Origin of the sequence: Bdellovibrio sp., from assembly GCF_047637665.1 — a bacterium.
Taxonomy (GTDB): Bacteria; Bdellovibrionota; Bdellovibrionia; order Bdellovibrionales; family Bdellovibrionaceae; genus Bdellovibrio.
Genome location: NZ_JBLJBT010000038.1, coordinates 17,992 through 42,619, shown reverse-complemented (window position 1 = coordinate 42,619; position 24,628 = coordinate 17,992). Strand labels below are relative to the sequence as shown.

Below are 24,628 nucleotides of genomic sequence, written 5' to 3'. Positions count from 1 at the left end.
CCAAAAACTCATTCCCCGAAAACAAAAACTAAGTCATTGCTCAATGCGATTACCATTCGACGTAAGCGAAGCCTGGGGCTCCGTTGCCGCCTTTGGAGGAGCTGTAGTTGAAGCCGCCATAAGTTCCACCACCACCACCACCGGCACCATACAATCCGCCATTTCCGCCAGAGCCGCCCTGTGAACCATAGGATCCACCACCACCACCACCAGTATTAGGAATTATTCCATTCGCGCCATCGCCGCCATCTTGATCAGATCCAGTACCATGACAATTTGGATGTGCTCGTCCCCCAAGGGCCCCTGCCGAACCAACAGCTCCCAGAGGGTTCAAAGCAGGATTTCCACCACCAGCAAGTCCCGTGGCACTTCCTCCCCCTCCACCACATCTACTATCATATGATCCGCCAACATAACCCGCCCCACCTGTCGCAATCTGACAGCCAGAGCCTGTTCCTGCTCCACCGCTGCCTCCGGCGCCATTAACACCTGCTGCACTTGCCCCGCCGCCGCCCGAACCACCATTAGCTGTCACCGTAACACCCCCAGCAAATGAAGTGTTACCACCCGCAGAACCGGTAATACCTGCTGTGTTCGTTCCTCCCCCATTCACAAACGGCGCTCCGCCGCCACCAGCACCTACTGTGACCGTGTAAGATGCACCAGGAATGACATTCAGCTCACAGCGAACATAACCACCGGCTCCGCCCCCACCGCCACTAGCGATGCTACTTTGCGCAGAATTCCCCGACCCACCGCCACCGCCACCACCAACAAGGGTCACGCGAATACGATAAACCCCGGTCGGAACAACGAAGGTTCCATTGGTTGCGTAAGGTTGAGAGTTGTTATAACCACCAGGCGCAGAATAGCTGGTGTCGATCGAATGCCAATTTGTTCCGTCAGAAACAAACATCGCACTGACACCTGGCTTAATGACAAAACTAGAAATACTGTTGATATTTTGACCCGCCTGAGGCTGGATCGTGACATCGAAGCTGCTCACGTTGCGCGCGCCAAAGCTAAATGCCGTTGCCGCCGAAGGAGCTGTTGGCAATGTTAAGGTCATCCCCGACGCCGAAGGATTTAAGATATAGAACTTTCCTTTATCCGTTCCGGTCAGCACTTGTGAGTTCGTCACGTTCGGAGCCACTTGAGTCACACCACCACCAATGTTGGCGGTTGATACCCACGAAGGATTGCTCCCCGACCCATTACTAACCAAAACCTGATTCGCCGCTCCTGTTTTGTAATGAGCATTGATTTGATTTGTTCCCGTCGCCGCGACCCAGTTGGTTCCATTCCATTCTAAAACTTTTGAAACATCAGTCGTATTATTCAAAGAACCCAACGTGGAATCCAAATTTTTACCACGCAGCTTTTCAACCGAAGTCGCCCCTTGAGTACCCACGACGTCACCGACCAAAGGTCCTGAGAAACTTGCCGCACTTCCCGAAATATTACCTGACACCTGCGCGCCCGTGATGGCGATGTTCGCACAAACATACGTGTCCGTACCGCTTTGATAGTTGATCGTTTGCCCAGGAGCACAAGATGGCATCTGCGCCAAGAAGCCAGAACTTCTGAGGTCTGTCATATTTAAGAATGAAACCACCCATGAAGATCCGTTCCAGCGAAGCACTTGTCCTGTCGCGGAACCATTGGGCAGACTTCCTCCGCCTCCGCCAGAAGCCAAGGCCGCGATCCATTGCGATCCATCCCATTGCAGAACTTTTCCGTTATCTCCGGCGGCCAACGCATTGAGATTTGTCGCTAACGGTTTACCTTTGATTTTATCCAAAGACGTCGTGCCTTGAGTGCCAGTGATATCACCTGCTAACGAACCCGTGAAACCCGCCGCATTGACAATGAGATCCGTCGAAATCTGAATTCCCGCAATCGAAATATCTACGCAGTCATATTTATCCGTACCGGAATTCCAAGAGAGAGTTTGTTTGTTTGTACAAGATGGAATCTGCGCCTGCCCCAAAGTGTTTTTTAAATCCGAAGCTTTAAGATATTGTTTGGTCCACGCAGCCCCATTCCAATAAAGAACCTGGCTGGTCGCGGTTCCGCTTTCCAACGAAATCTCCGGACTGGCGCCACCGCTACTGATTAACGGAGCCGCGGCTGTCACGGCGGTGACACTTCCGCCACCGCCACCACTGACGGTCGCCACGATGAATTTGGATTGAGCACCATTCCACTTGATCACCATGCCATCAGAAAGCCCGGTCAAATCAGCATCACGCCCCGCGATTTTAGAATCTGTATAGCTTTTTGTTGCCACATTGGAACCCACCGTCGGATCCGGTGCTGAAACCCCGCCAGAGAAAGTATATGTTCCTGACAAAGACTGAGCCCCCGCACCTGAGCGCATATACAGACTTGAACTTCCGGAAACAATATCCATCAGTTCCGTGAAATGAGAAAACACACTTTCCACATTGGGCTGTGTGATGTTGGCAGACGTCTGCACAAAGTTCGTCGGCGTCTTACCTTGCAATGACTGAGCATACATCGCATACGGAACAGAGCGAACTTCAAAATCAGATCCCAAAGTCACTGTCTGCGTGCCGTCGTTAAAGATCACCCGAATTTTTCGAATATCACCTACAGAAGGAGTGTACGCCGTGACGCCTCCTAAACAGGTCAGGCCCGTGAGTGGAGTTGATGAATTTGAAAAAACAGCACTGACACTTTTTCCGGGGTCACTGGCAGTTCGTGTTCCTTGTCCCACAACCACGTTAAAGACACCGTCAGAGTTACTCATATTCACAGTCTGAGTTTCTTCATACAGCAAGCAATCATTCGCCGTCGGGTCCATGACCTTCATTGTAAAGACAACCGACGAAGCCTCAAGAGGTTCCCCTGTGGGTTTAATGATTCGCCCTTGGAAGTTCACTCCTCCGGGAACATAAGCCCACGTCGTCTGCGCAAGAATCATCATCGCCAAAAACGCTACCTGATAGTTTTTCATTTGCCGCCTCTATTTTGAAAATTGAATTCCTTGCGTACTGCCGTAAATCACATAACCGTTAGAACCTTCGATGCGAACAGAGGAGCTTTCCGTGCCGACACCGGCAGAAATCTTATAGCCATCTTGCACAACTTCACGATGGCCTCCCCCTAAAATTCCCGAAACACTTTTCTTAAGCTTTCCAGCGGTCGAAGCGATCGGCGCCCCCGTTGTACTCTTATTTAAAGCCAACGAAGAGCTTCCAATGTTTCCAGCCGCATCAACATGGGTCACTGAAATTGCCAAAGTTCCATCTGAAAAAATCGAAAGATCTAAATTGGTAGAAAAATGTCCTGACGTACAAAGCAAATCTTTTTGCACGGCGGGACTTCGAACATACACAGGAAGCCCCTCTTCTGAACACGTCCCCGTCACAGAGAACGCAGAAGCATTGCCTGCCGTCACGGAGGTCAAATGTCCAGAGGTAAAGGCCACGACGGGGTTTGTGATGTCCTTAATAACAGAAAAATAAGACGTGAGAGACCCGGACTTCACTTCGATCTTCTTTTCACCCTCGCTCCAAGCAGAGGTATTAAAGCTGAACGAGTAGCCTTCCTTCTCACAAGTCGAAGATTGATTGATGGGTTCTCCCACCTCCACCTTTTCAACTCCAGGTGGACACTTGCCGTTAAGAACCACGATCGGTGACGATTGATTATTAATATAGATAGGCCGATTGAGCGTTAAATCATTTCCGCCGCCACGAACAGATGCAGGATCGTTCAAGGCCGTACCGATCTCACCACAACCAAGAAGACTCCACACCCCAACTAGAACAAAAGCTTTACAAAAACCTTTAAACATACTCATTTTATCGGATCTCAGATTCGCACTCTTAAAGAATTGCCCCATCAAATCGCGCCATTTATGTACGCAATAAAAAAACAAGGTCTCGTTTCAATATGAGCTGTCGTCCGATAACATTTTTAGAGATGCAAAGGAAAGTCACATGACTCAAGTTATTCGAATGCGAAAAGTTTCACCTCCTGCAACAGTGGAATCCTCTGAGGATGTCACTGTTCACAGAGAGACCCTCCGCTCATTCCTCGAGGATGCCCTTAAGAAGATTGTTGATAACAGCAGAAACATTTCTGTCTCGTTCATGGTTGGCGAAAGAACGACTGTTTATAATGTCTCTTGTACACAGGAAGAACTTGGTAAAATCATTGGCGCCAAGGGAAAAACTATCAATAGTCTTCGCGTGATTACATTAGCCATGTCCTCGCGCATGGGATTCCGTTCTGTAATCGAAATTCCTTACTTCCCTGACAACAATTAATACACTCCCGGTGGGTGCTTTGACGTGCCCACCTCAACTTGAGACGTTTCCGATAGGTACATCGGCGTACCCACTTCATGCCGAGCCCCCCTCAAAAAACGCAGATCCCGTTCCGATAAAGTAAACCTAGACTTTGTATCGGGGGAAAAATGAGAAACCATTTCTTGCGTTATCCTATGGGATTTCTGCTTGTGCTTTTGACTGCGGCTTTGTTTCAAAACTGCGGCAAGCCTCAAGACTTTGCAGCGAATGACCTTTCTTCCTTAGAAGGAGGTTCGTCCTCATCAAGCTCCTCCTCTTCAAATAAAGTCGTGAGTCTTTACGAAAACTCGTCGACTCTTCAAGAGACCTGTACCAAATCGAACCGTTTGGTCCTCCTTATGGATAGCTCCGTGTACTCACGCGGGACTTGCCGTGATTTTTCAGAACTCATTCCAAACGTGAAGTTGGGAACGACTTGCCAATCTGGTATCGTGGTTTCCGACTTTGACGTCAGCCAAGAAGCGAAGTCTTGCTCTGCACTGACTCTTTGTGGAAAGGCGCCTTCTGTTGTCACCCGCGAAGCCAGTGGAAAACTGAAGATGACCTTCAATAACCTGCCCTGGGGTTGCCGCGTGAATCTTTCTATCTTTGATTCCGCTGCCGATGACGCGAGCTCAATCGCCAATTTCAGTGCCGATATCAAGGTGCCCGCATGTCGCTGGTGCAGTTCTTCAAACAGCTACACCTGTGGTTCCTGCGCGGATCCTCAATGTCTTTCCCCTAGCAATACACCTTATAGTATTGGACAGTATAGAACGGAAGCTTGCCCTGCCGGGTACAGTGGTTCCGGTCCAACATATGTTTGTCAGACTGGAGGCGTTTGGGGAATCACGCAAGGGGGAACTTGCGCGGCCCCGGCATCGACTCCCACACCTCAACAGAGCGTGACTTGTTCCTACAGCGGACAAAGTTATTCCGTTGGAGAGTCTCGTTCGGGCTCCTGCAATAGCGGAGAGACTGGTCAGGTCCAATTCACTTGTGAATCTTCTGGATCTTGGAAAGAAAGTCGTTCTTGTGTTGCCGCAGCAACGCCAACGCCTTCTCCGACTCCGCAAGCGACACCTGCGAACTATAAAGTTGTCGTCGGTCGTGTGCATACCTGTATCAATAAAGGCGGCGCCTTACTTTGCGCGGGCAACAATGCCTACGGTCAAATCGCGGCGGCCACAGCGACTGGAAATGCCACCTTCACCGGTGTTTCAGGATTTGAATCCAATGTGGATGCCATCGCAGCCGGAGCTCACCACACCTGTGCTGTTTCTAAAACAAGCGGCAAAAAGCAACTCTACTGCTGGGGCTCGAACAGCGTCAGTCAGTTAGGTCTTGGTAAGGTTGGTGGTAACTACACCGCTCCTCAAGCGGTCTCGGGTATGGACAATGTGAGTGCGGTTTCTAGTTTCGGTGGATTCACAACCAACACCGATGGAACTATCGCCGCGAATCTTAGTACAACTTGTGCTATCAATAATGGGGCTGTCTTCTGCTGGGGAAGAAATTCCGAAGGCCAAGCCGGACCTGGTGATGCGAAATATGTAACTCTGAATTCTCCGACGGCAGCGGTGGATCTTTCTAGTGGAGTGACTGATATCAGTGTCGGTTACACTCACACTTGCGCCATCAAAGGCGGCGCTCTTTACTGCTGGGGAGATAATACATACTCGCAGTTAGGTCAGATCCTGCCCCTTGTTGGAAAAACTCAGCCCGTGAAGACCGACAAACCGACGGCGGTTCCGGGTATGTCTTCCGGCGTGACGAGTGTCGCTGCTGGAATTCATTCAACGTGCGCCGTGCAAAACTCTGTTTTAAAATGTTGGGGTTATGCCGCGAACGGACGCTTAGGTTTGGGAACTCCCGACACGAAGGTCACGAATCCAACGACTGTGGGTATCTTCACAGACGCGAAGAAGATCTTCTCGGGTTGGGGGAACTACTTTATGGTTCGCAGCGACTCAAACAGCGCCTACTATTGGGGCTACTCAGATACATATTACCAGCTTGGTAACAAAGCGACTGTTTCAGTGACAGCTCCTGCTGCTCATGCCGACCTTAAACAAGGCGTCGAGGCTGTGGCCGGAAGCCGTTACCATGGTTGTGCCTTTGTGAAGAACTCTTCAAGTCAGATGGAACTTTACTGCTGGGGTCTTAACAGTTCGAAGCAACTGGGGCTTCCTGCTATCAGTGGAAATATTTATTCGACTCCTGCGAAGGTGAGCTTCTAAGGAAAGATTGAAGTCAGGCCGTCTCGTCATGGACGGCCTCTAAGAAAACCGAGGGGGATCTAACTATGAAGTGCACAATTATGCCCGCCATATTTTTGAGTACCACAACTTCTTTGCTGATCGGCTGTGGCGATTTGACAGCTGGAATGAAGTTTTCTGAAAAAGCTCTCAATGCTGCCTATCCTGAATGTATTGATGATGAATTAAACTCCGTCGAATGTCGCACACAGCTTGATCGTTACGTCACGGCTAAATCTGGAAATAACGTCGTCGTTAGTGCCGGGACGACGATCCCCATTCCAACGGGATATTATGACGGCTCTAAGAATATTGTCGTATCGGATATCCATTTAGATCCCAGCAACATCAAAGCGGGTACGACGATCTTGGGTGTTACGGGGGTTATGACGACAACGGCTTATGATTCATGCGCTGACAATGGATTAAATACCAGTCCTTGTTCGACGGGAGTCAATCGCTATGTCACTTCGACTTTGGGAGCTGACCTAACCATCAGTGGTTCGCTGAGTGCAAATATTCCTCAAGGCTACTATGACGGAACAAAGAAGGCGACCGTCGTTGACGGCAATCTTATTGCCAGCAACATCCGCTCTGGAATTTCCGTTCTTGGTATCTCGGGAACATTAGTCTCATCAGCGCCTGCTTGTTCTGACAACGCCTTTAACTCTTCGGCTTGTACGACCTCTGCAAGTCGCTATGTTGCTTCGGTTCTTGGAAGCAACGTCACAGTGTCTGGAGGATTGAATGCAACAATTCCCGCGGGATATCAGGATGGAACAAAATCCTGTACTGTCACAGACGGTCAGTTGATTGCGGGAAATATTCGTTCGGGAACAACGATCCTTGGAGTGACGGGAACACTTCCGACTGCCGCTTACGCCGCTTGCTCTGATAATTCATTGAATGCCAGTCAGTGTTCGACGGCCGCAAACCGTTATGTCACTGCCACGCTGGGAAGCAATGTCACGCTGAGTGGTTCCACTTCTGCGACGATTCCGGCAGGGTATCAGAATGGAGTGCGAACTTGTTCGGTCAGTGATGGGAATTTAAGTTCGTCCAATATTAAATCCGGAGTAAGTATCTTAGGGGTTTCGGGAAGTTTAACTCCTGCGTACTCGTGGTGTTCGAACTATCAATATAATAGCTCAAATTGTACCGCCCCCGCGGGTTCTTATGTCGCTCCCGTAGATCCCACTCCAGCAAACTGTACGAGCTATGGTCAACGAGGTTGCGTTGTAACCGGAAGCTTCTATGCTGGCTCAGCACCACCAGCCGCAAATTACATTACCATCGGAAATACCATCAACGGCGTAGCCGGCACCTTCGGTCGACTACACATGGCCGAAGACTTGCAGCCCAATAATGTCTGCACAGGGTCGGATCACAACAGTTTATATCCCACCATTATCTTCCCCGCTGGCTTGCCGAACGATTACTCACAGGTCTACTGCGCAAGCCTCTGCATTGGACGAGGTGGCGGTGTAAACTGTGCCCACTTCAACCTCTCCACCAGAGCTTGTAACTGTAAGACAGGATCAAGAACAACAACCGGAGCCACAGCTAATGACACTGCCGCAAACCTCGAATACGTGGGTTACTAGAAGGTACGCCGTACCTTTTTGAAGTGCGGCGCGACAGGAATATAAGGAATTTTTATGAGCGTCAGAAGTAAAATAAACACTCTCTATATTTCCGCATCCCTCTTGGTTGGCTGTGGGGACATGAAGGCGGGCTTGAAGTTCACTGAAGACCTCACAAGCTCCGCCTACCCTGCGTGTGTTGATGACTCTTTAAATGCGATCGAATGCAGAACTCAAAAAGATCGTTACGTTACCGCGTCGGCTGGGAATGACGTTGTAGTTAGTGGCGCCACTTCTATGGCGATTCCCGCCGGATACTATGACGGCAACAAAACGGCTGTCGTCTCTGATATGAACCTCGACCCAAGTAACATCAAGGCTGGCACCACGATCTTAGGTGTCACGGGAGTGATGACCACATCCGCTTACGACGCCTGTTCCGACAACAGCCTCAACGGCAGCCCCTGTTCAACAGGCAGTAATCGTTATGTCACTTCGACCTTGGGTTCCAATGTCACGATCAGCGGTGCCTTAAGTGCTCTGATCCCTCAGGGGTTTTACGATGGGACAAAGTCTGCGAATGTTGTTGATGGAAATATAGTGGCAAGTAATATCCGCACTGGAACTTCCATCTTAGGAGTTTCAGGGTCCCTCGTCCCCTCCGCACCCGCTTGTACCGATAACGGATTAAATGCGTCTTCTTGTACAACGGCAAACAACCGCTACGTCGCCTCTACTCTTGGTGGCAACGTCACTGTCTCTGGAGGATTGAACGCCACAATCCCCGCTGGCTATCAAGACGGCTCGAAGTCTTGTACAATTTCAGATGCACAACTCGTTGCCGGGAACATTCGTTCTGGCACAACGGTCTTAGGCATTACCGGAACGATGACAACGTCAGCTTACGATGCCTGTACTGACAATGTCCTCAACGCCGCCCAATGTTCGACAGCTCCGAATCGTTACGTCAGTTCTGTATTGGGAGGTAACGTCACTGGAGCCAGCGGCGCTCGTGTTATCACCATCCCCGCGGGTTATTACGACGGCAGTAAGACGACGACTGCTAATGACACAAATCTCGTCGCCGCGAATATCAAAAGTGGAGTAACGATTTTTGGAGTGGGTGGATCTCTCACGACCCCTTCGAACTGTACCGGCAATGGGCAGCAAGGTTGTGTCACCACCGGTTCTTATTACGCAGGCGAATGGAAAAACACTGCATGGTTCTCGGCCAATTCCAGCACAACATCTTCTTCGGCCGGATACTACAACGGCGTCGGAGTCGACACGAGTACCATTGATGCCTCAAAAATCCAGATTGGAACTACAATGTTCGGAAAAGCCGGCACACTCAGTCGTCCCCGAATCCTGGGGGATTGGTCCGGCGCCAATTGGCCCTATCAAACTCCTTACCAAAACTATAAATGCAACGATTCGGGAACAACCAGCTACATCACTATCTCGGGCGCCAGCTTCCCATACCCCGCCATTGCTTGTGCCTACTATTGCAAAGGCATGTTTGTTGATATGGGTAACAACATGAAAAGCGGTTGTGCGCATTTCAACTCATCAACGACTCAATGTCGTTGCCATGAAAGCCAAGTTGCAACCACATCCGGCGCGACCAGCAACGATTGGGCCATGAATTTCGTCGTCCAAGAATACTAAAAGATGACTGAAGGTACGCCCTCACCACGCCCTCAAACTGTACCGGCGATCTCGCCCCCCTTTGAATGCCTGCGATTCAGCAAACAAAGACATCCTCGCTTGTCTAAAAGTCCTCTTCTTTTTTAAAATATCTCTTTGCCAAAAATTTTTCAGAAATTCGCAAAGGGAGCCGTTCATGCTCGAGTGGACCGAATATCTTAAGGAAGTAAAAAACCGTATCAGTCAAATTGCGAAAATAAATCCAGATATCGTGCGAGGCTATAGCACTATCTCAAATGCAAAAATCGCAGAGCCCACATTAGATGCAAAAACTCGAGAACTGATTGCTCTAGCCGTTTCCGTCACCACTCGCTGTGATGGTTGTATCGCTGTGCATGTCGAAGCGGCGAAAAAACATGGGGCCACCCAAGAAGAAGTCTTAGAGGCCTTGGGAATCGCTGTAGCCATCAACGCTGGAACGACGTTGATTTTTTCAGCAAGAACTCTGGATGCCTATACAAACATCTCAGTCTAAACTTGGGGCACTTTGAAGCACCCCAAATCAACACGATCGAAAGCCGGTGCCTACGAGCTTCGTTTTGTGAGGAACTCGATCAGACATTGTACGGGTTGGCCGTTGCCGCCGCTGGCAAGCAGCGCGCCTTGAGCTTTGTCGGTCCAAGCGTAAACGTCCAAGTGAGCCCATTTTTTTCCGCGCACGAATTTTTGCAAGAACAAAGCTGCCGTGATGGCTCCACCGAAACCACCGCCGGAGTTTTTGAAATCCGCAAACGGAGAGGACATTTCGCCGAAGTACTTATCAAACAATGGCATTCTCCAGTTCAAGTCCCCTGAGCGCTGTCCAGCTAGAGTCAACTCTGACGCCAGCTCATCGTCGTTCGCAAAAAGACCTGCGATCTCGGCACCAAGACCGACCTTGATCGCTCCCGTTAAAGTGGCCACGTCAATCACATATTCAGGCTCGTCGGTGCCTTTTTGAGTGCAAGCCACATCCAAAACATCGGCCAAAACCAGGCGACCTTCCGCATCGGTATTGTCGATTTCAACACGCAGACCGTTGCGCGCGGTGATCACATCACTGGGACGGAACGATTTTCCGTCCACAGAGTTTTCAGCCAAAGCCAAATAGAAATCCAAAGGACCCGGATAATTACTTTCCGCCGCCCATAGAGCCAACCCCATAACACTGGCCGCACCACCCATGTCTTTTTTCATCAAGCGCATGGCCGAAGAGGGTTTGATATCCAATCCGCCGGTGTCAAAAGTGATGCCTTTACCAACAAAAGCAACGGGTTTTAATTTTGATTTCTTCGCAGGGCGGTATTTCAAGTGAACCATGCAAGGTCCGTTTTCAGCTCCCTGCCCGACAGCTGCATGAAGACCCATATTTTCTTGAATCAGTTTTTTTGCATCCCAAATCGATGCCTTGATCGTCTTAGGGAGTGATAATTTTTTAGTCGCGATCTCAGCAAAAGATTTTGGATGAAGTTCATTCGGAGGAAGATTCACCAAGTGACGAGCCACGTTCACGGCTCGCGCGCGGATCATGGCTTCTTTCACAAGGGATTTTTCAAGTCCACCTAAAGATTTTTTCAAACTGACCTGGGGCAGATCCAATAGTTGCTTGCCGTCAATAAATTGGCGGAAATTGTATGAGGCAATATCGAGTCCGACTAAAACTCCCAGATCTTGATTTTCTTCGGTTCCGTGAAGTTCAATTTGCACCGACTTGAGTTGATGCGCTTTAAAGTGACTGACTAAAGAACCAAATTGATCGCGAGCCCAAGTGTAGCTCGCCTCATCAATAAGCCCCCCATGCCCTGAAGAGTTCTTTTTGCGGGAACGCAAAATCCAAACAGGCCCCTGCTGTCCGATAAAATAAACCAAATCCTTATCATTCACCTTCAAAGAGCTTTCTTGCCATTCCAATGCGTGTTCTTCGATAACGGATGTGAACTTATTCGCGTCGTCAACCCCCAGCAAATAGACAAAACCCGTCAGCTCATTCTTTACTTTAAGTTCTTTGCCAAGATTAAAAGTCTCAATCCATGAGTGAAATTGAAGCTTTCCTGAGCTTTTTCCTGCACTTTTCGTCGCTGCCGTTCTTTTCGCCACTTTATTCCTCACTTTTAGTTTGTGATTGGGGTGATAAATTCCGTAAAATCATAATATGACGTGGACAAAGACCACAAATCTAAAATTTTGCTTACTCAATGCAGAGAATCTCTTTTTGATGTTCGATGGGACGCCTGGCAAAGAAATCCTGGATCTGAAGGAAGCTCAGTGGCAACGTCTTTCCACGTCCGTATATGAGAATAAGTCTTTAAAGAAGTGCCATGACATCGCCAAAACTCTTAAAGAGATCGACGCGGATATCATTATGCTCTGCGAAGTCGGCGGTTTTGAGTCGCTTAAAAACTTCAACCTTCTCTTTATGGATGATGCCTATTCACCTTGTTTGATTGAGGGAAACTCAGAACGAAATATCGACGTTGGTTTTTTGATTCGCAAAGGAGTTCCCTTTTACTTTGATCTTCAATCCAACAAGAATCGACCCATCAACTACCTCTATCCACACGAACGACAAAGCCTTCTGCATGGTTACCCCGTCAAGGGAGGCAAGCTTACCAGCAGCCATAAATTTTCTCGCGATGTCGCTGAACTCAGACTATTCACTCAAGACAAGGAAAAGCCCTCCCTCATCATTTTACTGGCGCACTTGAAATCACGCCTTGACCCCGAACGGATTGATCCCAATGGGTTTGAAAGACGGCAGGCTGAACTTAGAACCCTTCTTGAGATCCATAAGGAGCTTGAAACTGTTCACCCCGACTTGCCCTTGATTGTCGCGGGGGACTTCAACGGCAACGCGAGTCTTATTAACACGGATGAGGAGTTTAAAGATCTTTACTCCCTGACAAATCTTAAAGATGTTCTCGAAATCAGCAATCTACCCGCTCCAGAACGCGCTACTTTCTATCAGGTTCGCAATGGCGGAAAGGCGGATGGGCGGCAGATTGATTACGCCTTTTTGTCTCCATCAACAGCGTCCCTTTTGAAAGAGAGATCTGCCCATGTGCATCGCTACAAAGATGAATTTGGTATGCCACATGACATCCCCCGAAATATGGATGCAAAATTAAATCTTCCTTCGGATCACTATCCTGTCGTGTTCGAAATTGAGAACTTGAAACTGAAATAAATCTATCACTTAGCCAATTGCAAAAAACCCACCTCCTCCCCCGTTGACCTTTTTTTAAGACGAACTTATTCTTAATGACACTATGGCAATGCAAAAAACTCAAAATCCTGATTTTCAAATCACTGTGAAAGTGGTGTACATCCCCTCAGAGTCGCGCCCTGAGCAGAACTACCACTTCTTCGCTTACAAAGTTGCCATTAAAAATATAGGAACCTCCCCCGCTCAACTTATGAGTCGTCACTGGGTCATCACGGATTCTCGTGGACACAAAGAAGAAGTTCGCGGCCCTGGAGTTGTCGGAATACAACCGAAAATCCAACCTGGACAAACTTTTGAATATGACAGCGCCTGCCCCCTCAATGCCTCGACCGGAAGCATGCAAGGGCGCTACCACTTTGTCGCCGAAAGTGGCGAAAGCTTTAGCGTCGAAATCCCAGAGTTCTATTTGATCTCTCCCCAGGCGCTTCACTAGGCGATGAATGGGTTTTTTTAAGTTAATTTAAGATTGGCCTCTGTGGTCTAGTTTTTTATCAATTCGCTAGAAAACCCCAAGAAAGCTGTGCTAAACCCTTCTCCGACTTGGAGGAGGCTTTATGACTTGGTTCAAAAATCTTCGTGAACTTTTAGGCATACAAAAAAATGAAATGTGCCTCTGCATGGTCGTTTCCGAACAAGAGGGCGCTGAAATCTGGATTGATGGCAAAAAAACCAACTATGTCACTCCGAAGCTCGTCGCACTCCCTAAAGATACGGAAGTCAAAATCACCGTAAAACTGATCGCTCATAAAGATCACACCGCCTTCGTGAGAAGTTCACACAATCTCACGTATTATCATTGCAACCTCGAGCGCATTCCTCTTAGACTGATTCACAATGAAATCTACAAATCTGCCGCTCTTTAAGAACACCAAACGTCTTGTCCTGCGCCCTCTTGAACTCACAGACTACGAAAATTGGGTGCAAGCTTATTCTTGCCTGAAGCCCGCTCAAAACGAGTGGGATGAAACCAACTGGGTCGATAGCGAACTGACGAAAAAGAAATTCAAAGAACTTCTTAAATTGCAAAACAAGCAGAGCCAGCAAGATCACAATTATGATTTCGGCATCTTTCGCAAGGACGACGGGGTTTTAGTAGGAACCGTACGACTGATGGATGTTTCCCGCGGAATTTTTCAAAACGCCTACCTGGGTTACCGCATTTTCAACATCTACTGGGGGCAAGGTTACGCCCAAGAAGCCTGCAAAGCTGCGATGTCGATCGCATTTAAAGACCTCAAACTTCACCGCCTCGAAGCTGGCATCTCCCCTGCCAACAAAAGATCTATTAAAACAGCCAAAGCCATCGGCCTCAGAAAAGAGAGCTTGAGCAAACGCCGCTTGTTCGTAAATAAAAAGTGGGTCGACGTCCTGCTTTTCGCCATCACCAAAGAAGAGCTCTAAACTCCCCCGACGCGCCATAGACAGAATAAGTCACCAGGCACCTTTTTTTAGGGGCTGCGCATGAAGGTTTTCCAGGTGGTGTTTTCGCGCTGGAAAATGTAGCGGTGGTGCAGGCGGCCGGTGAGGCCGAACCAGAATTCGATTTCTTGAGGGATGACGCGCCAGCCGCCCCAATGGGGAGGACGTGGAACTGATTGTCCGTCGAATTGTTTTTCGTACTCTTGCACGCGACGAGAAAGCCAATCGATATCAGGAATGACTTCGCTTTGATGCGAAGCCCAGGCTCCGATTTGGCTCAAGCGCGGGCGCGTGGCAAAATAGGCATCGCTTTCAGCGGCACTGATCTTTTCTGCTTTTCCCGTGATACGAACTTGTTGCCAGATGGCGGGCCAATAGAAATTCAAACAGACGTTTGAGTTTTGTTCGATACTTTGTCCCTTATGACTGTTGTAGTTGCCATAAAAAACAAAGCCCCCCTGCGAGACTTCCTTGAGATAGCAAACTCGCACGGAGGGCACACCCTTTTCGTCCACAGTGGCCACCGACATCGCGTTGGCCTCTGGGATTTGCTTTTCTGTCGCCTCTTTTAAAAGACGATCAAATTGCTCAAAAGGGTCTTTGTTAAAGTCGATCATTACTTCTTCTTTTTGTCTTGCTTCACGATATCCATCAACTCAACTTCGAAAACAAGAACTGAGTTTGGTGGGATACCAGGACGACCAGAAGGACCGTATGCCAATTCAGGTGGAATGAAAAGTTTTGCTTTACCGCCCACTTTCATCAACTGAAGAGCTTCTGTCCAACCAGGGATCACGCCGCCCACTGGGAATTCAGCAGGTTGTCCTCTGTCATAAGAAGAGTCGAACTGCTCACCATTAGTCAAAGTTCCTTTGTAGTGAACTTTTACAACATCTTCTTTATGAGGAGTCGCGCCAGTTCCTTCTTTTTCAACGATGTACTGAAGACCAGAAGCTGTTGTTTTAACTCCGGCTGCAGATTTATTTTTCTCCAAGAAGTCTTTACCTGCTTTTGCATTTGAGTCAGCAGTTTCTTGTTGTTTCTTCATCGCCATTTCTTGAAGTTTCATCATCGCTGCTTGCATGTCTTCTTTAGACATTTCGTTTTTACCCGCAGCTGCATCTTTCAATGCCATTGCCAAAGCATCCGCATCGAAATCGATGTTTTGTTGTTTCAAGTTGCCACCGATTTGTTGACCGATTGCATAGCTCGCTTTTTTCATATCTGTATCGAGCTTCACTTTCTTTTGGCATGCTGTTGTGAAGGCCATCGCCGCAACAACAAGACCACCAAGAACTAACTTATTCATGCTGTCTCCTCTAAATGAGTTTGTTTAATAATACGAACGACTTATCTTGCGACGATTTATTGGATTTTCAAATAGATAACGCAGAGGGAAAATAGACTTCTTTCTAACAAGGCGACCCAAAGGGGTTACCTGGAAACAGCTTCCTGAAGGTACTCCAAAGCCTGTTTCTTAGTGCCTTTAAAGCAAACACTCACCTGGCGCCGTTCCAACGAGCCCAGATAAAGAGGGTCATAGTAATAATTCAAAAGCTTTTCAATCCACACCTTATTGCTCAAGACTTCATTGCTGTTCAGAAAATTGTGCTCTGAAGTTTCAAGATCCGCCATGATCTCTTGAGTCCTTAAGCCGCCCAGCTTTCTATGAATCGACATTAAAGATTTTTTATACTTCTCAAAGACCCGCAGCGCCTGACTGCGCAGAATCTGAAGCTCTTCGGCACAGCGAGCCGTCTGCGAATGGGCCATCCCCAAGTCGGTATTTTCGATATAATCCTTAAAGATATTCTCGACCCGAACCTCTAAAGGCTCATCAATCCACAGCACCTCGGAAGTACGAAGTCGTTCAAAAAAAATCATGGGCTGAGTCACACGACCGATCAATCGACTTTCATCTTCAACGATTGGGCGAAGTTGGAGGTCATTTTTGTCCTCAACCTTGATAAGGGTCACGGCCAAACGGTTCTCAAAATCAATCTGCGAGGGTTGAGCACTATCCAAAGAGCCAAAAGCAGACCCCCGATGATGGGCCAACCCCTCTAAGTCGATGGACGGATAGAAGGCCGCGGCCTCCTTCAACAGATCCGTCTTCCCGCTCCCCGTCGGCCCCGAGACCACCAACAGAGACTTCTTCTTCGCAAAGGCCTCAATCTCATTCATCAAGAACTGCCGAGTGGCTTTGTAGCCCCCCACAATCAGCGGTCTTTCAACGCCGATGTCCTTCAGCCATTGTTGGGTGATTTGCGAACGTTTTCCCCCGCGAAAACAATAAAGCACCGTCTGCGGATGGGCCGAGATAAAACTTTGCCACCTCTGAACCCGCTCCTCTTTGACGGCCCCTGAGATCAACTGATAACCCAAACGAACGGCCGCATCTTGCCCGGACTGCTTGTAGGTCGTCCCGATCAAAGCCCGCTCTTCATCATTTAAAATTGGAAGGTTCACGGCCCCTGGCAAACTGCCTTGAGCAAACTCGACCGGCGCCCGCACATCGATGAATGGCGTATCCTGAAGAAACAGATTTTTTAGTTCAGTTACTGGAATATTGGCATTACTCAAAAATCACCGCTTTGTCTTGAAGAGGCAAAACCTCTCCAATGATCTCAGCAGATTTAAACTTGGCGCGCAAGGCCTGAACCATATCCTGGCTCACATTGGAAGACACAGAAAGAAGCAAGCCCCCGCTGGTTTGGGGGTCATGAATAAGAAGTTTATAAAGAGCATCCAGCTTGGCCACATCGATGTCCTGCTCTGTGTACTGAGCGTTGGTGCGATGGGCCTTCGTCAGATAGGATTTTTCCAAACAAGAAAATGCCTTGGAAAAACGAGGCAACTTTTCAGAGTGCACTTTAAGACTGATTCCACTGGCCTTCGCCAACTGCATCGCGTGACCAGAAAAACCAAAACCGGTGATATCCGTCGCCGCATGAACCTGATCCTTTAAGATCGGGGTCATATAATCAACAGCATTATTCACGGTGGCCATGCTCAGCAGAGCCTCCATGATGTCTTCCTCTTGGGCCTCTTGCCTTTTTAAGGCGGCCGTCATCGTGCCCGTCCCCAAGGGTTTGGTCAGAATCAAATGATCGCCGACTTGAGCGCCGGCATTGGACCACACCTTCTGAGGATGCACAAAACCCGTCACGGAAAGTCCGAATTTCAAGGTGTCGTCATCAATGGAGTGCCCGCCAACGAAATTCGCATCGGCTTCCGCCACCTTATCACAGGCCCCTTGCATGACGTCGACAATAACGGATTCAGGCATTGTCGCCAGAGGGAAGGCTAAAATTCCCAGAGCTGTTTTGGGTTTTCCTCCCATCGCATAGACATCGCTCAACGCATTGGCCGCAGCGATTTCACCAAAAAGTTTCGGCGTATCAACGATCGGGGTAAAAAAGTCGAGGGTTTGAACAAGGGCGATCTCCTCGTTCACTTTGTAAATCGCAGCATCATCAAAAAGCCCCCCGTCCACCATCAAGGCGGGATGGGCCGCCGGGAACTTTACTTGCTGTAAAATTCGGCGCAATTCCGAGGCCGCCACTTTGGCAGCGCAGCCTCCTTTTTGAACAGTCTGAGTCAGTGCGATTTTTTCAGAACTCATGATTGTTTATGAGTGTCTTTTTCTTCTTGAGTCTGAGTCTGATTCAGCGGCTTTTCCGCATTTTGCGAAATCTGCTTATTGGTCTCGCGCTCTGGAGTGGGATCTTCGTTCAAAGCTTTTTTAAAGCCACGGATCGACTCCCCCAACGAACGTCCCAAATTGGGAAGCTTGCTAGGTCCAAATAGAAGTAATGCAATACCGCCAATCAAAAGTATTTCAGTCCAGCCAAGATTCATAAGATCTCCTCGTTACAAGCCCAAGACCCTACTATAAGCCCTATTGCATGGCAATAGAAGGCCAGGCATTATATCAAAAAGGGGGGACAATGCTGAGTCTCATCATGACACTCTTCCTAATGGGTGATGCGCAGGCCCAAACAGGTAAAATCAATACCAACCTCTATGAACAAGAGGCGGAACCCGAAAAAGAGTCTAATAAAAGCTTCACCGCAAAAGTGAAAGTTGTCCGAGAAGAAAGTGACGGCGTGGAAGTCTTTTTTGAGGGGGACAAGCAAAAAGGCGCCTACTCTTTAAATCGCTCTGTGGAGCACTATGGCAAACTTCTAAAAATCCTCGAAGACAGCCGAAAACCCAAAGGCTCCGCCGTCAGCGTGACCATCGATGGGGATAAACGCATAAAGAAAGTCGAAAAAGCCGCCGCTCCAGGTGGGGCTGATCCCGGAAAATCCTGGGGTTTGGGCGAAGCGCCCGAGTGATTTCCTGATGGATTCTCTTGCGAAAGGGCTAAGGAAGTGAGATTTTCTGGCCCTACATGGAAACTTCGCGCGCTCGCTGGCTGAATCAATCTTGGCTGTACCTTAAACGCATCTTGATCGTGAATGCGGTTTTTCTTTTTATCGGTTTTCTATGGAGAGCCGCCTTTCTTCTGACTTACGGAAAAACTCAAGAACTTACGCAAGTTCAAAGTGACGTCCCTAAAGCTTTTTTCCTGGGAGCTCGCTTTGATGGCACGGTATTATTTTATATTAACTCCATTCCGTTTTTAATTTTATTGTTCCTCAGCGTGCTCGCCGTCGCAAAACTGCTTGAGCCCTTCCTTGATAAGATTTTTTCCCGATTCACACGTTTTCTCATCCCCTACTACACCGTCATGCTTTTGATCGTGACATTTATTTCGGCGGTGGATTTCGGCTTTTATAGTTTCTATCAAGATCGCATCAATGTCCTGATTTTTGGTTTCTTCACAGATGACACGATGGCCTTGATTAAAACCATCTGGAGAAATTATCCCATCGTATGGATCTTTGTGGGACTGGGCGCTTTCACTTACAGTTTGTGGAAGGGCTTAAAAATCAACTTCACCCAAGGGCGCGAGTGGCTCCCTTTGCGGGCACAAAAAGTTTCTTATCCCGTTTTTCTCCTGTTCTTTTTTGTCTTGTTTGTTTTAAACGGCGTGGGGGCCCGAGGCTCTTTAGCCCTTTTCCCTTTAAGTGAAATGGACACGGGAATTTCTAAGAGCATCTTCGTCAACCATCTTTGTTTCAACGGAACCCGCGCCTTCGCCAGAGCGATTGAACTGAAATCACTGCAAACCTCCAAATGGGATAGCAACCTTCGGCACTACGGCTATGGCGAAAACTATCGCCAAGCATTTGCCGACTACTATCAAATTCCCGTGGAAAAAGTTCCTGAGGATCCCCTGGAGTTGCTTCGCCACCGAACTCCTAAGAATGAATGGGCCGAAAAAACACGCCCCCATGTCATCCTTTTAACGATGGAGTCCTTAGGGGCTTATTGGTTTCACTATCAGCACGAAAATTTCGACCTTCTTGGAGATTTCAAAAAACACCTCCAAGAAGACACTTTCTTGACACATTTTCTTTCCAGCACCAACGCCACTATCGGCAGCCTCAGTTGTCTGATGATCGGAGCTCCCCAAAGACCGATCAGCGAGTTTCTAACGGAAAGCGATTATCTGCAAGTTCCCTTCCGCTCAAGCCCCGCGCGCACTTTCAAAAAGGCCGGCTACAAAGCCCGCTTTTTATACGGCGGAAATCCCGGCTGGAGAGAAGTGAACAAGTTCGCCCTGATGCAAGATTTCGATACTGTTGAAGGCGAAAGCGAAATGAGTGACGGCTTGGGAGGACTTAAAGAAAAACACGACTGGGGTGTTTACGACGAAGATCTTTTTGATTACCTCTTTAAGACTTTATCAGAGTCCAAAGAACCCCAATTTGTCTTGGCGATGACCACGGCCAACCATCCCCCTTATCAGCTCCCCACCACTTACAAAACTCCGACCTTGCAAGTGCCTGACGAACTTAAGGCGCGTTTGATTGTCGATGCCGAGCTAGCACAAAAACGTTTTGCAACTTATCGCTACTCGACCGACAAACTGGCCGAGTTTTTGACCAAAGTGAAAAACTCTTCCCTAAAAGACAAAGTGATTATTGCGGTCACCGGGGATCACACCTTCTGGATCGTCAACTTCACTGAACAAGAGCTTCTGCAAAAAGGCTCTGTGCCATTTTACATTTATTTACCAGCAGCAATCCGTCAAAAAATGGACACAGAAAGTTTTGGCTCCCAAGCTGATATTGCACCCACTCTGTATAATAAAGCCCTTTCAAATCAAGAATACTACTCTTTGGGACGGGATCTGTTTTCGACTTCCGGTGACTTTGCGGTGAATGCTTCTAATTTTATTGTCGATCGCAGTGGCGGCATTTTGGCCGCAGGCTCCGCCTCTGAGGACACCGCACTGAACTGGGAAGGGACTTATGATCGCCTGATTCCCGGTGAAAATACGGATCATAAAAAATCTTTGTCCGTGAAATATAAATCCTTGATGGGAGTCTTGGATTACTATTTTATGAAAGAGAAAAAGGACAAGAAAGGATCTTTGCAAAATGCGGATTCTGGTCGTTGAAGATCAAGTCAAAATGGCGAATTTTCTTAAGCAAGGCCTTAATGAGGTCGGTTATGCCGTGGATATTGCCGAGTGTGGAGCCACGGCAGAGTCCTATATGGCTCAAGGGGACTATGATCTTGTGATCTTGGACGTGATGCTGCCGGATCAAAGCGGCATCGATACGGCTCGACATATCCGTCGCGATGGCTACGAGGGCCCGATCCTGATGCTGACGGCTCTTTCAACAACCAAGGACAAAGTTCATGGACTTGACGCTGGTGCTGACGATTATTTGACGAAGCCCTACTCCTTCGATGAACTGCATGCCCGGGTTCGCGCTTTGCTTCGCCGAAAGACTCCGGCATCCAACGGGGTGAATTCGAATATTCTCAAATACGCCGACTTGGAGCTTGATCTAATCCAACGTAAAGCCCGTCGGGCCGGGCAAGAAATTTCTTTAACGACCAAAGAGTTTGCTCTGCTAGAATACTTCATGAGAAACCCAGAAAGACCCCTGGGACGCGTCTCGATCGCGGAGCATGTGTGGGACATTCATTTTGACTCTGAAAGCAACGTCATTGATGTTTATATCAATTTGCTTCGCAAAAAAATTGACGCCCCTTTTGCAAAAAGGCTGCTCCACACTGTGGTAGGCACAGGTTATGTTCTTAAAGAAAATCTATAACTTCTTTTCAAGTTTCAGCATTCGACTTCGCCTTTCGCTGATCTTTGTCTTGATTTTCGGGGCCACAACCATCTTCTTTAATATGTTCCTCTATAAGATGATGATCGATACTCTTCAGCAGGATTTCGACGACGCCCTCTTTAACTATTCCGTCGACGTTTCGGAAGGCATCGAGATCGGCGTCAAAGGGGACCTGAGTTTTCCTCCGCTGCGATTAGATCATGGGAAAATTCTGCCCTTCCCTCTGGGGACCGCGTTGATTCAGGTTCGCCATAGTTCGGGCGCTGTCTTGGCCCGCGTGGGAAACTTTGGAGAGTTCAATCCGCCTTATAAAAAAGACTTTGAACGGATCTGGGCCGGAGAAGAGGCCACGTATCGAACCATTGAACACATTCGCAATATCCCCTCGGCGGAAGCCGACTCGTATCGCCTGATTTCTTTTCCTCTGGATAACGCCGCCAAACCGCAGCTGCTTTTGCAAATTGCCGTTCCGATGACGTTGTTAGAAACACAAATCAGTCAGCGTTTGACCTTGCTGCAAATCGGGATTCCCGTGGTTCTGCTGATAGCGACCTTGGGCGGACTCTTCTTGTCGGCGCGGGCTTTGAATCCCGTGAATAACATGATCAATATCGCCAAAGAAATCAAAGCCAGTGAACTTTCTCAGCGCGTTCCGATTCCTCACGCCAATGACGAGATCAAAAAGCTGGCGTTGACTCTGAATGAAATGCTCGACCGGATTCAACAGGCGTTTCATAGTCAGGAACGTTTCGTCGCGGATGCGTCTCATCAACTGTTGACCCCGCTGACCATCATGCGTGGCGAGTTGGAACTTTTAAAGAAGTCTGAAAAGCGAGACGTCGATCAGTTTATTAAAAGTGCCCTTCAGGAAGTGGACAACCTTTCGGGCATTGTGCAAGAGATGCTTCTTTTATCTCGTGTCGATGCGGGCATCGGAGCCCTGAATATGCAAGAGATCGCTTTGGACGAAATGATTTTCGAAGTGATTGCTCGGTGTGAGAAATTGGCACTCTCCAAAGAGATCAAACTGAAATTCGATATTAATAACGAAACGTCCGAAGATCGCAAGCTGGTCCGTGGAGACAACGACCTTTTGCAAAATCTGATAATCAATGTGATTGAGAATGCGATTAAATATTCTCCGAACAAGGAAGTGGTCACGGTCACCTTGAACTGGAAACAAGAGGTCAGTGAACTTATCGTTGAAGACAACGGCCCGGGAATTCCCGAAGATCAACTGCCCTTTATTTTTGATCGATTCTCTCGCGGTTCTAATATGGAAACACGAGTCAAAGGCTTTGGTCTGGGCTTGGCGATTGCTCAAAAAATAGCTGTTCTTCATAATGCCAAGCTAAGTGCGCAGAACCACTCAGGACACGGCGCGCGATTTACCTTCGAAATTAAAAACATTTAATCTGCTTTTAATCAGAGTTTTAACCTCCTCTGCTAATCTGAGTTCGTTCCATTAACGAAGCTAACTAAGAACCATTAGGAGGTTACTATGAAAATCGCTTCTGTTTTGATGACTCTTGTTTTCGCTGGTGTTGTTGCTCAAGCTAACGAACCTGCTCACACTGCAACTACAGCTCCTGCTGCTCCTGCAACTGCAGAAGTAAAAGCTGAAGTTAAAGCTGAGAAAAAAGCTGCTAAGAAAAAGCACGCTAAAAAAGAAGACAAAAAAGAAGAAGCTGCTGCTCCTGCAGGTCACTAATCCCCGCTTTGCGGAGAGTGATGCTTCACTTTTCTTAAAAGGGAACCGTTCGCGGTTCCCTTTTTTTGTTGGGGTCTTTTAGTGATGAGAACTTTCTTTCGCGTAGTCCATCATTCCCTGAAAGTCCACGATCACAACAGGTTCATTGCCAATCACCCAAGCATCGTGTCCCTGCGGTATAAGAGAAATATCTCCAGGACGGCATTCATATTCTTTGCCATTGTCCATATGAACCATCAGCCTTCCCGACACATGATATTGAAAGTGTGCTGCTTCACAGCTTGTGGTTTTGGCCAACGGCTGGACCGACGTGGACCAGCGCCAGCCCGGCTCCAACGTTGCCCGTCCTATTACGATACCGCCCATTTTTAGAAGCTCCAACTTCCCATAGGGAAAAGTTCTCACTTCCTCGGCCCGGGCGAAGTTGCGTAGTTCCACCTGATCGATGGCAACGGCAATCTGTTGTTTGTTTTTCGGTTCGCTGCTTTTTTGACGGCTCACTTCCATGGTGCCTCCTGCTTTCATCGGAATGGCTTTCACTTTCCGTTGAAAACACTTCAGCGCCAAGGAGGAAACGTGTGTATTTTAACTGAGTTCAAAATCATTCGACAAAATAGTGGTCCTGGATTTTTTCTAGATATTTATTTTTGATAATTAAAAACAAATCTTCTTTTTTTGAATTCACATATTCCATGGCGGAGCTCTCCTTGGACTTCCCGGAGAGATGCCGCGTTCTTTCAGAAACCGCGATTCTTTTTGCCAGCGCTGCCATATTAGCGGATCTGAGACTTTCCCTATACAAAACCTCTCGCGGCCATCTTTTTTGCATCACGCCGATTTGTTTTCGATCTGTCAGAATCTTCTGAACTGGGACGTTCTTTTCATGATTCAGATTCTCCGCCACCAGAGTGCTAAAGAATGGTTCTTGAAGTTGCAGAATATATTTTTCGCGAATCAACAAAGAGTCATTCTTAATGCAGATCTTTGCCTCAGCACCAGTTCCCTTGCACAGCGACTGAAGGACCGGCTTTCCCGCCGAGTCTTTGAGATAGTCCCAAGAGCCATTTTTGCACAGACACTGAAAGCAGTATGTTTGATTTTCAGTCTCAGTCGTAACGGCCTCACACTGTTCTGAGAACTGCACCAAAAGACTTTCGGGAGAGTGTTTGGAGTTTTTATGATTTCGCAAGAAGCTCTTTGGATCGCCAAGGAAACAACTGTCTGAAC

At 48.1% G+C, this 24,628-nt stretch carries 24 protein-coding genes; 14 read left to right on the top strand and 10 right to left on the bottom strand.

All coding sequences use genetic code 11. The features are described from left to right. Positions 1–49: 49 nt before the first annotated feature. Complete coding sequence (locus ACM64D_RS12730; RefSeq protein ID WP_415063600.1) at positions 50–2,980, bottom strand: glycine-rich domain-containing protein; 2,931 nt, start codon at positions 2,978–2,980, stop codon at positions 50–52. A 9-nt stretch (positions 2,981–2,989) separates the two neighbouring features. Further along, complete coding sequence (locus ACM64D_RS12725; RefSeq protein WP_415063599.1) at positions 2,990–3,823, bottom strand: hypothetical protein; 834 nt, start codon at positions 3,821–3,823, stop codon at positions 2,990–2,992. A 145-nt stretch (positions 3,824–3,968) separates the two neighbouring features. Between ACM64D_RS12725 and ACM64D_RS12720 the strand changes: the two genes are divergently transcribed. The 5 genes from ACM64D_RS12720 (at position 3,969) to ACM64D_RS12700 (ending at position 10,342) form a co-directional block, all read left to right on the top strand. Then, positions 3,969–4,298, top strand: a complete 330-nt coding sequence (locus ACM64D_RS12720) for a KH domain-containing protein (RefSeq protein ID WP_415063598.1) — start codon at positions 3,969–3,971, stop codon at positions 4,296–4,298. A gap of 149 nt (positions 4,299–4,447) precedes the next feature. Beyond that, positions 4,448–6,559 carry an RCC1 domain-containing protein gene (locus ACM64D_RS12715; protein ID WP_415063597.1) on the top strand — a complete coding sequence of 704 codons (2,112 nt, stop codon included), beginning with the start codon at positions 4,448–4,450 and terminating at the stop codon, positions 6,557–6,559. A gap of 65 nt (positions 6,560–6,624) precedes the next feature. Next, positions 6,625–8,181 carry a hypothetical protein gene (locus ACM64D_RS12710; RefSeq protein ID WP_415063596.1) on the top strand — a complete coding sequence of 519 codons (1,557 nt, stop codon included), beginning with the start codon at positions 6,625–6,627 and terminating at the stop codon, positions 8,179–8,181. A 54-nt stretch (positions 8,182–8,235) separates the two neighbouring features. Continuing rightward, complete coding sequence (locus ACM64D_RS12705; protein WP_415063595.1) at positions 8,236–9,828, top strand: hypothetical protein; 1,593 nt, start codon at positions 8,236–8,238, stop codon at positions 9,826–9,828. Positions 9,829–10,003: 175 nt separating this feature from the next. Further along, on the top strand, positions 10,004–10,342 hold the full coding sequence (locus ACM64D_RS12700; protein ID WP_415063594.1) for a carboxymuconolactone decarboxylase family protein: 339 nt from the start codon (positions 10,004–10,006) through the stop codon (positions 10,340–10,342). Between the two features lie 50 nt (positions 10,343–10,392). Here ACM64D_RS12700 and ACM64D_RS12695 read toward each other — a convergent pair whose 3' ends face one another. After that, positions 10,393–11,943: a M17 family metallopeptidase gene (locus ACM64D_RS12695; RefSeq protein WP_415063593.1), complete on the bottom strand. Its 1,551-nt coding sequence runs from the start codon at positions 11,941–11,943 to the stop codon at positions 10,393–10,395. 55 nt (positions 11,944–11,998) lie between these two features. On the opposite strand from ACM64D_RS12695, the gene ACM64D_RS12690 reads away from it, so the two are divergent. From ACM64D_RS12690 to ACM64D_RS12675, 4 genes are all read left to right on the top strand, one after another. Then, positions 11,999–13,030 (top strand): endonuclease/exonuclease/phosphatase family protein, encoded by a 1,032-nt coding sequence (locus ACM64D_RS12690; protein ID WP_415063592.1) that lies wholly within the window; start codon positions 11,999–12,001, stop codon positions 13,028–13,030. Between the two features lie 82 nt (positions 13,031–13,112). Continuing rightward, entirely contained in the window at positions 13,113–13,502 is a 390-nt protein-coding gene (apaG, locus tag ACM64D_RS12685) for a Co2+/Mg2+ efflux protein ApaG (RefSeq protein WP_415063591.1), read from the top strand. Positions 13,503–13,623: 121 nt separating this feature from the next. Further along, on the top strand, positions 13,624–13,932 hold the full coding sequence (locus ACM64D_RS12680; RefSeq protein ID WP_415063590.1) for a hypothetical protein: 309 nt from the start codon (positions 13,624–13,626) through the stop codon (positions 13,930–13,932). After that, on the top strand, positions 13,904–14,470 hold the full coding sequence (locus ACM64D_RS12675) for a GNAT family N-acetyltransferase (RefSeq protein WP_415063589.1): 567 nt from the start codon (positions 13,904–13,906) through the stop codon (positions 14,468–14,470). Before ACM64D_RS12680 ends, ACM64D_RS12675 begins: the two co-directional genes overlap by 29 nt. A gap of 47 nt (positions 14,471–14,517) precedes the next feature. On the opposite strand, the gene pdxH is transcribed toward ACM64D_RS12675, so the two are convergent. From pdxH to ACM64D_RS12650, 5 genes are all read right to left on the bottom strand, one after another. After that, positions 14,518–15,105: a pyridoxamine 5'-phosphate oxidase gene (gene pdxH, locus ACM64D_RS12670; protein WP_415063588.1), complete on the bottom strand. Its 588-nt coding sequence runs from the start codon at positions 15,103–15,105 to the stop codon at positions 14,518–14,520. Then, positions 15,105–15,797: an FKBP-type peptidyl-prolyl cis-trans isomerase gene (locus ACM64D_RS12665; RefSeq protein ID WP_415063587.1), complete on the bottom strand. Its 693-nt coding sequence runs from the start codon at positions 15,795–15,797 to the stop codon at positions 15,105–15,107. Before ACM64D_RS12665 ends, pdxH begins: the two co-directional genes overlap by 1 nt. A gap of 125 nt (positions 15,798–15,922) precedes the next feature. Then, positions 15,923–17,071 carry a tRNA 2-selenouridine(34) synthase MnmH gene (gene mnmH, locus ACM64D_RS12660; protein ID WP_415063586.1) on the bottom strand — a complete coding sequence of 383 codons (1,149 nt, stop codon included), beginning with the start codon at positions 17,069–17,071 and terminating at the stop codon, positions 15,923–15,925. Further along, positions 17,064–18,113 carry a selenide, water dikinase SelD gene (gene selD, locus ACM64D_RS12655; protein ID WP_415063585.1) on the bottom strand — a complete coding sequence of 350 codons (1,050 nt, stop codon included), beginning with the start codon at positions 18,111–18,113 and terminating at the stop codon, positions 17,064–17,066. Before selD ends, mnmH begins: the two co-directional genes overlap by 8 nt. Then, positions 18,110–18,349 (bottom strand): twin-arginine translocase TatA/TatE family subunit, encoded by a 240-nt coding sequence (locus ACM64D_RS12650; RefSeq protein WP_415063584.1) that lies wholly within the window; start codon positions 18,347–18,349, stop codon positions 18,110–18,112. The genes selD and ACM64D_RS12650 overlap by 4 nt, the downstream gene beginning before the upstream one ends. Positions 18,350–18,438: 89 nt before the next feature. Between ACM64D_RS12650 and ACM64D_RS12645 the strand changes: the two genes are divergently transcribed. The 5 genes from ACM64D_RS12645 to ACM64D_RS12625 all read left to right on the top strand — a co-directional run bounded on the left by ACM64D_RS12645 (position 18,439) and on the right by ACM64D_RS12625 (position 23,401). Further along, positions 18,439–18,828: a hypothetical protein gene (locus tag ACM64D_RS12645; protein ID WP_415063583.1), complete on the top strand. Its 390-nt coding sequence runs from the start codon at positions 18,439–18,441 to the stop codon at positions 18,826–18,828. A 56-nt stretch (positions 18,829–18,884) separates the two neighbouring features. Further along, positions 18,885–21,002, top strand: coding sequence for an LTA synthase family protein (locus ACM64D_RS12640; protein ID WP_415063582.1), 2,118 nt, complete (start codon positions 18,885–18,887; stop codon positions 21,000–21,002). Next, on the top strand, positions 20,983–21,669 hold the full coding sequence (locus ACM64D_RS12635; RefSeq protein WP_415063581.1) for a response regulator transcription factor: 687 nt from the start codon (positions 20,983–20,985) through the stop codon (positions 21,667–21,669). The genes ACM64D_RS12640 and ACM64D_RS12635 overlap by 20 nt, the downstream gene beginning before the upstream one ends. Continuing rightward, positions 21,647–23,104, top strand: coding sequence for a sensor histidine kinase (locus ACM64D_RS12630; protein WP_415063580.1), 1,458 nt, complete (start codon positions 21,647–21,649; stop codon positions 23,102–23,104). The genes ACM64D_RS12635 and ACM64D_RS12630 overlap by 23 nt, the downstream gene beginning before the upstream one ends. Positions 23,105–23,191: 87 nt before the next feature. Next, on the top strand, positions 23,192–23,401 hold the full coding sequence (locus ACM64D_RS12625) for a hypothetical protein (protein ID WP_415063579.1): 210 nt from the start codon (positions 23,192–23,194) through the stop codon (positions 23,399–23,401). A 78-nt stretch (positions 23,402–23,479) separates the two neighbouring features. Here the strand turns inward: ACM64D_RS12625 and ACM64D_RS12620 are convergent, their stop codons facing one another. Both ACM64D_RS12620 and ACM64D_RS12615 read right to left on the bottom strand, forming a co-directional pair. After that, positions 23,480–23,848: a cupin domain-containing protein gene (locus ACM64D_RS12620; protein ID WP_415063619.1), complete on the bottom strand. Its 369-nt coding sequence runs from the start codon at positions 23,846–23,848 to the stop codon at positions 23,480–23,482. 154 nt (positions 23,849–24,002) lie between these two features. Continuing rightward, positions 24,003–24,590 (bottom strand): hypothetical protein, encoded by a 588-nt coding sequence (locus ACM64D_RS12615; RefSeq protein WP_415063578.1) that lies wholly within the window; start codon positions 24,588–24,590, stop codon positions 24,003–24,005. Between the last annotated feature and the right edge of the window lie 38 nt (positions 24,591–24,628).

What these genes read in the sequence shown, in the direction of transcription:
- ACM64D_RS12730 (WP_415063600.1), bottom strand. Translation starts at nt 2,980, where the DNA reads ATGAAAAACTATCAGGTAGCGTTTTTGGCGATGATGATTCTTGCGCAG.
- ACM64D_RS12725 (WP_415063599.1), bottom strand. Translation starts at nt 3,823, where the DNA reads ATGTTTAAAGGTTTTTGTAAAGCTTTTGTTCTAGTTGGGGTGTGGAGT.
- ACM64D_RS12720 (WP_415063598.1), top strand. Translation starts at nt 3,969, where the DNA reads ATGACTCAAGTTATTCGAATGCGAAAAGTTTCACCTCCTGCAACAGTG.
- ACM64D_RS12715 (WP_415063597.1), top strand. Translation starts at nt 4,448, where the DNA reads ATGAGAAACCATTTCTTGCGTTATCCTATGGGATTTCTGCTTGTGCTT.
- ACM64D_RS12710 (WP_415063596.1), top strand. Translation starts at nt 6,625, where the DNA reads ATGAAGTGCACAATTATGCCCGCCATATTTTTGAGTACCACAACTTCT.
- ACM64D_RS12705 (WP_415063595.1), top strand. Translation starts at nt 8,236, where the DNA reads ATGAGCGTCAGAAGTAAAATAAACACTCTCTATATTTCCGCATCCCTC.
- ACM64D_RS12700 (WP_415063594.1), top strand. Translation starts at nt 10,004, where the DNA reads ATGCTCGAGTGGACCGAATATCTTAAGGAAGTAAAAAACCGTATCAGT.
- ACM64D_RS12690 (WP_415063592.1), top strand. Translation starts at nt 11,999, where the DNA reads ATGACGTGGACAAAGACCACAAATCTAAAATTTTGCTTACTCAATGCA.
- apaG (WP_415063591.1), top strand. Translation starts at nt 13,113, where the DNA reads ATGGCAATGCAAAAAACTCAAAATCCTGATTTTCAAATCACTGTGAAA.
- ACM64D_RS12680 (WP_415063590.1), top strand. Translation starts at nt 13,624, where the DNA reads ATGACTTGGTTCAAAAATCTTCGTGAACTTTTAGGCATACAAAAAAAT.
- ACM64D_RS12675 (WP_415063589.1), top strand. Translation starts at nt 13,904, where the DNA reads ATGAAATCTACAAATCTGCCGCTCTTTAAGAACACCAAACGTCTTGTC.
- pdxH (WP_415063588.1), bottom strand. Translation starts at nt 15,105, where the DNA reads ATGATCGACTTTAACAAAGACCCTTTTGAGCAATTTGATCGTCTTTTA.
- ACM64D_RS12665 (WP_415063587.1), bottom strand. Translation starts at nt 15,797, where the DNA reads ATGAATAAGTTAGTTCTTGGTGGTCTTGTTGTTGCGGCGATGGCCTTC.
- selD (WP_415063585.1), bottom strand. Translation starts at nt 18,113, where the DNA reads ATGAGTTCTGAAAAAATCGCACTGACTCAGACTGTTCAAAAAGGAGGC.
- ACM64D_RS12650 (WP_415063584.1), bottom strand. Translation starts at nt 18,349, where the DNA reads ATGAATCTTGGCTGGACTGAAATACTTTTGATTGGCGGTATTGCATTA.
- ACM64D_RS12645 (WP_415063583.1), top strand. Translation starts at nt 18,439, where the DNA reads ATGCTGAGTCTCATCATGACACTCTTCCTAATGGGTGATGCGCAGGCC.
- ACM64D_RS12640 (WP_415063582.1), top strand. Translation starts at nt 18,885, where the DNA reads ATGGAAACTTCGCGCGCTCGCTGGCTGAATCAATCTTGGCTGTACCTT.
- ACM64D_RS12635 (WP_415063581.1), top strand. Translation starts at nt 20,983, where the DNA reads ATGCGGATTCTGGTCGTTGAAGATCAAGTCAAAATGGCGAATTTTCTT.
- ACM64D_RS12630 (WP_415063580.1), top strand. Translation starts at nt 21,647, where the DNA reads ATGTTCTTAAAGAAAATCTATAACTTCTTTTCAAGTTTCAGCATTCGA.
- ACM64D_RS12625 (WP_415063579.1), top strand. Translation starts at nt 23,192, where the DNA reads ATGAAAATCGCTTCTGTTTTGATGACTCTTGTTTTCGCTGGTGTTGTT.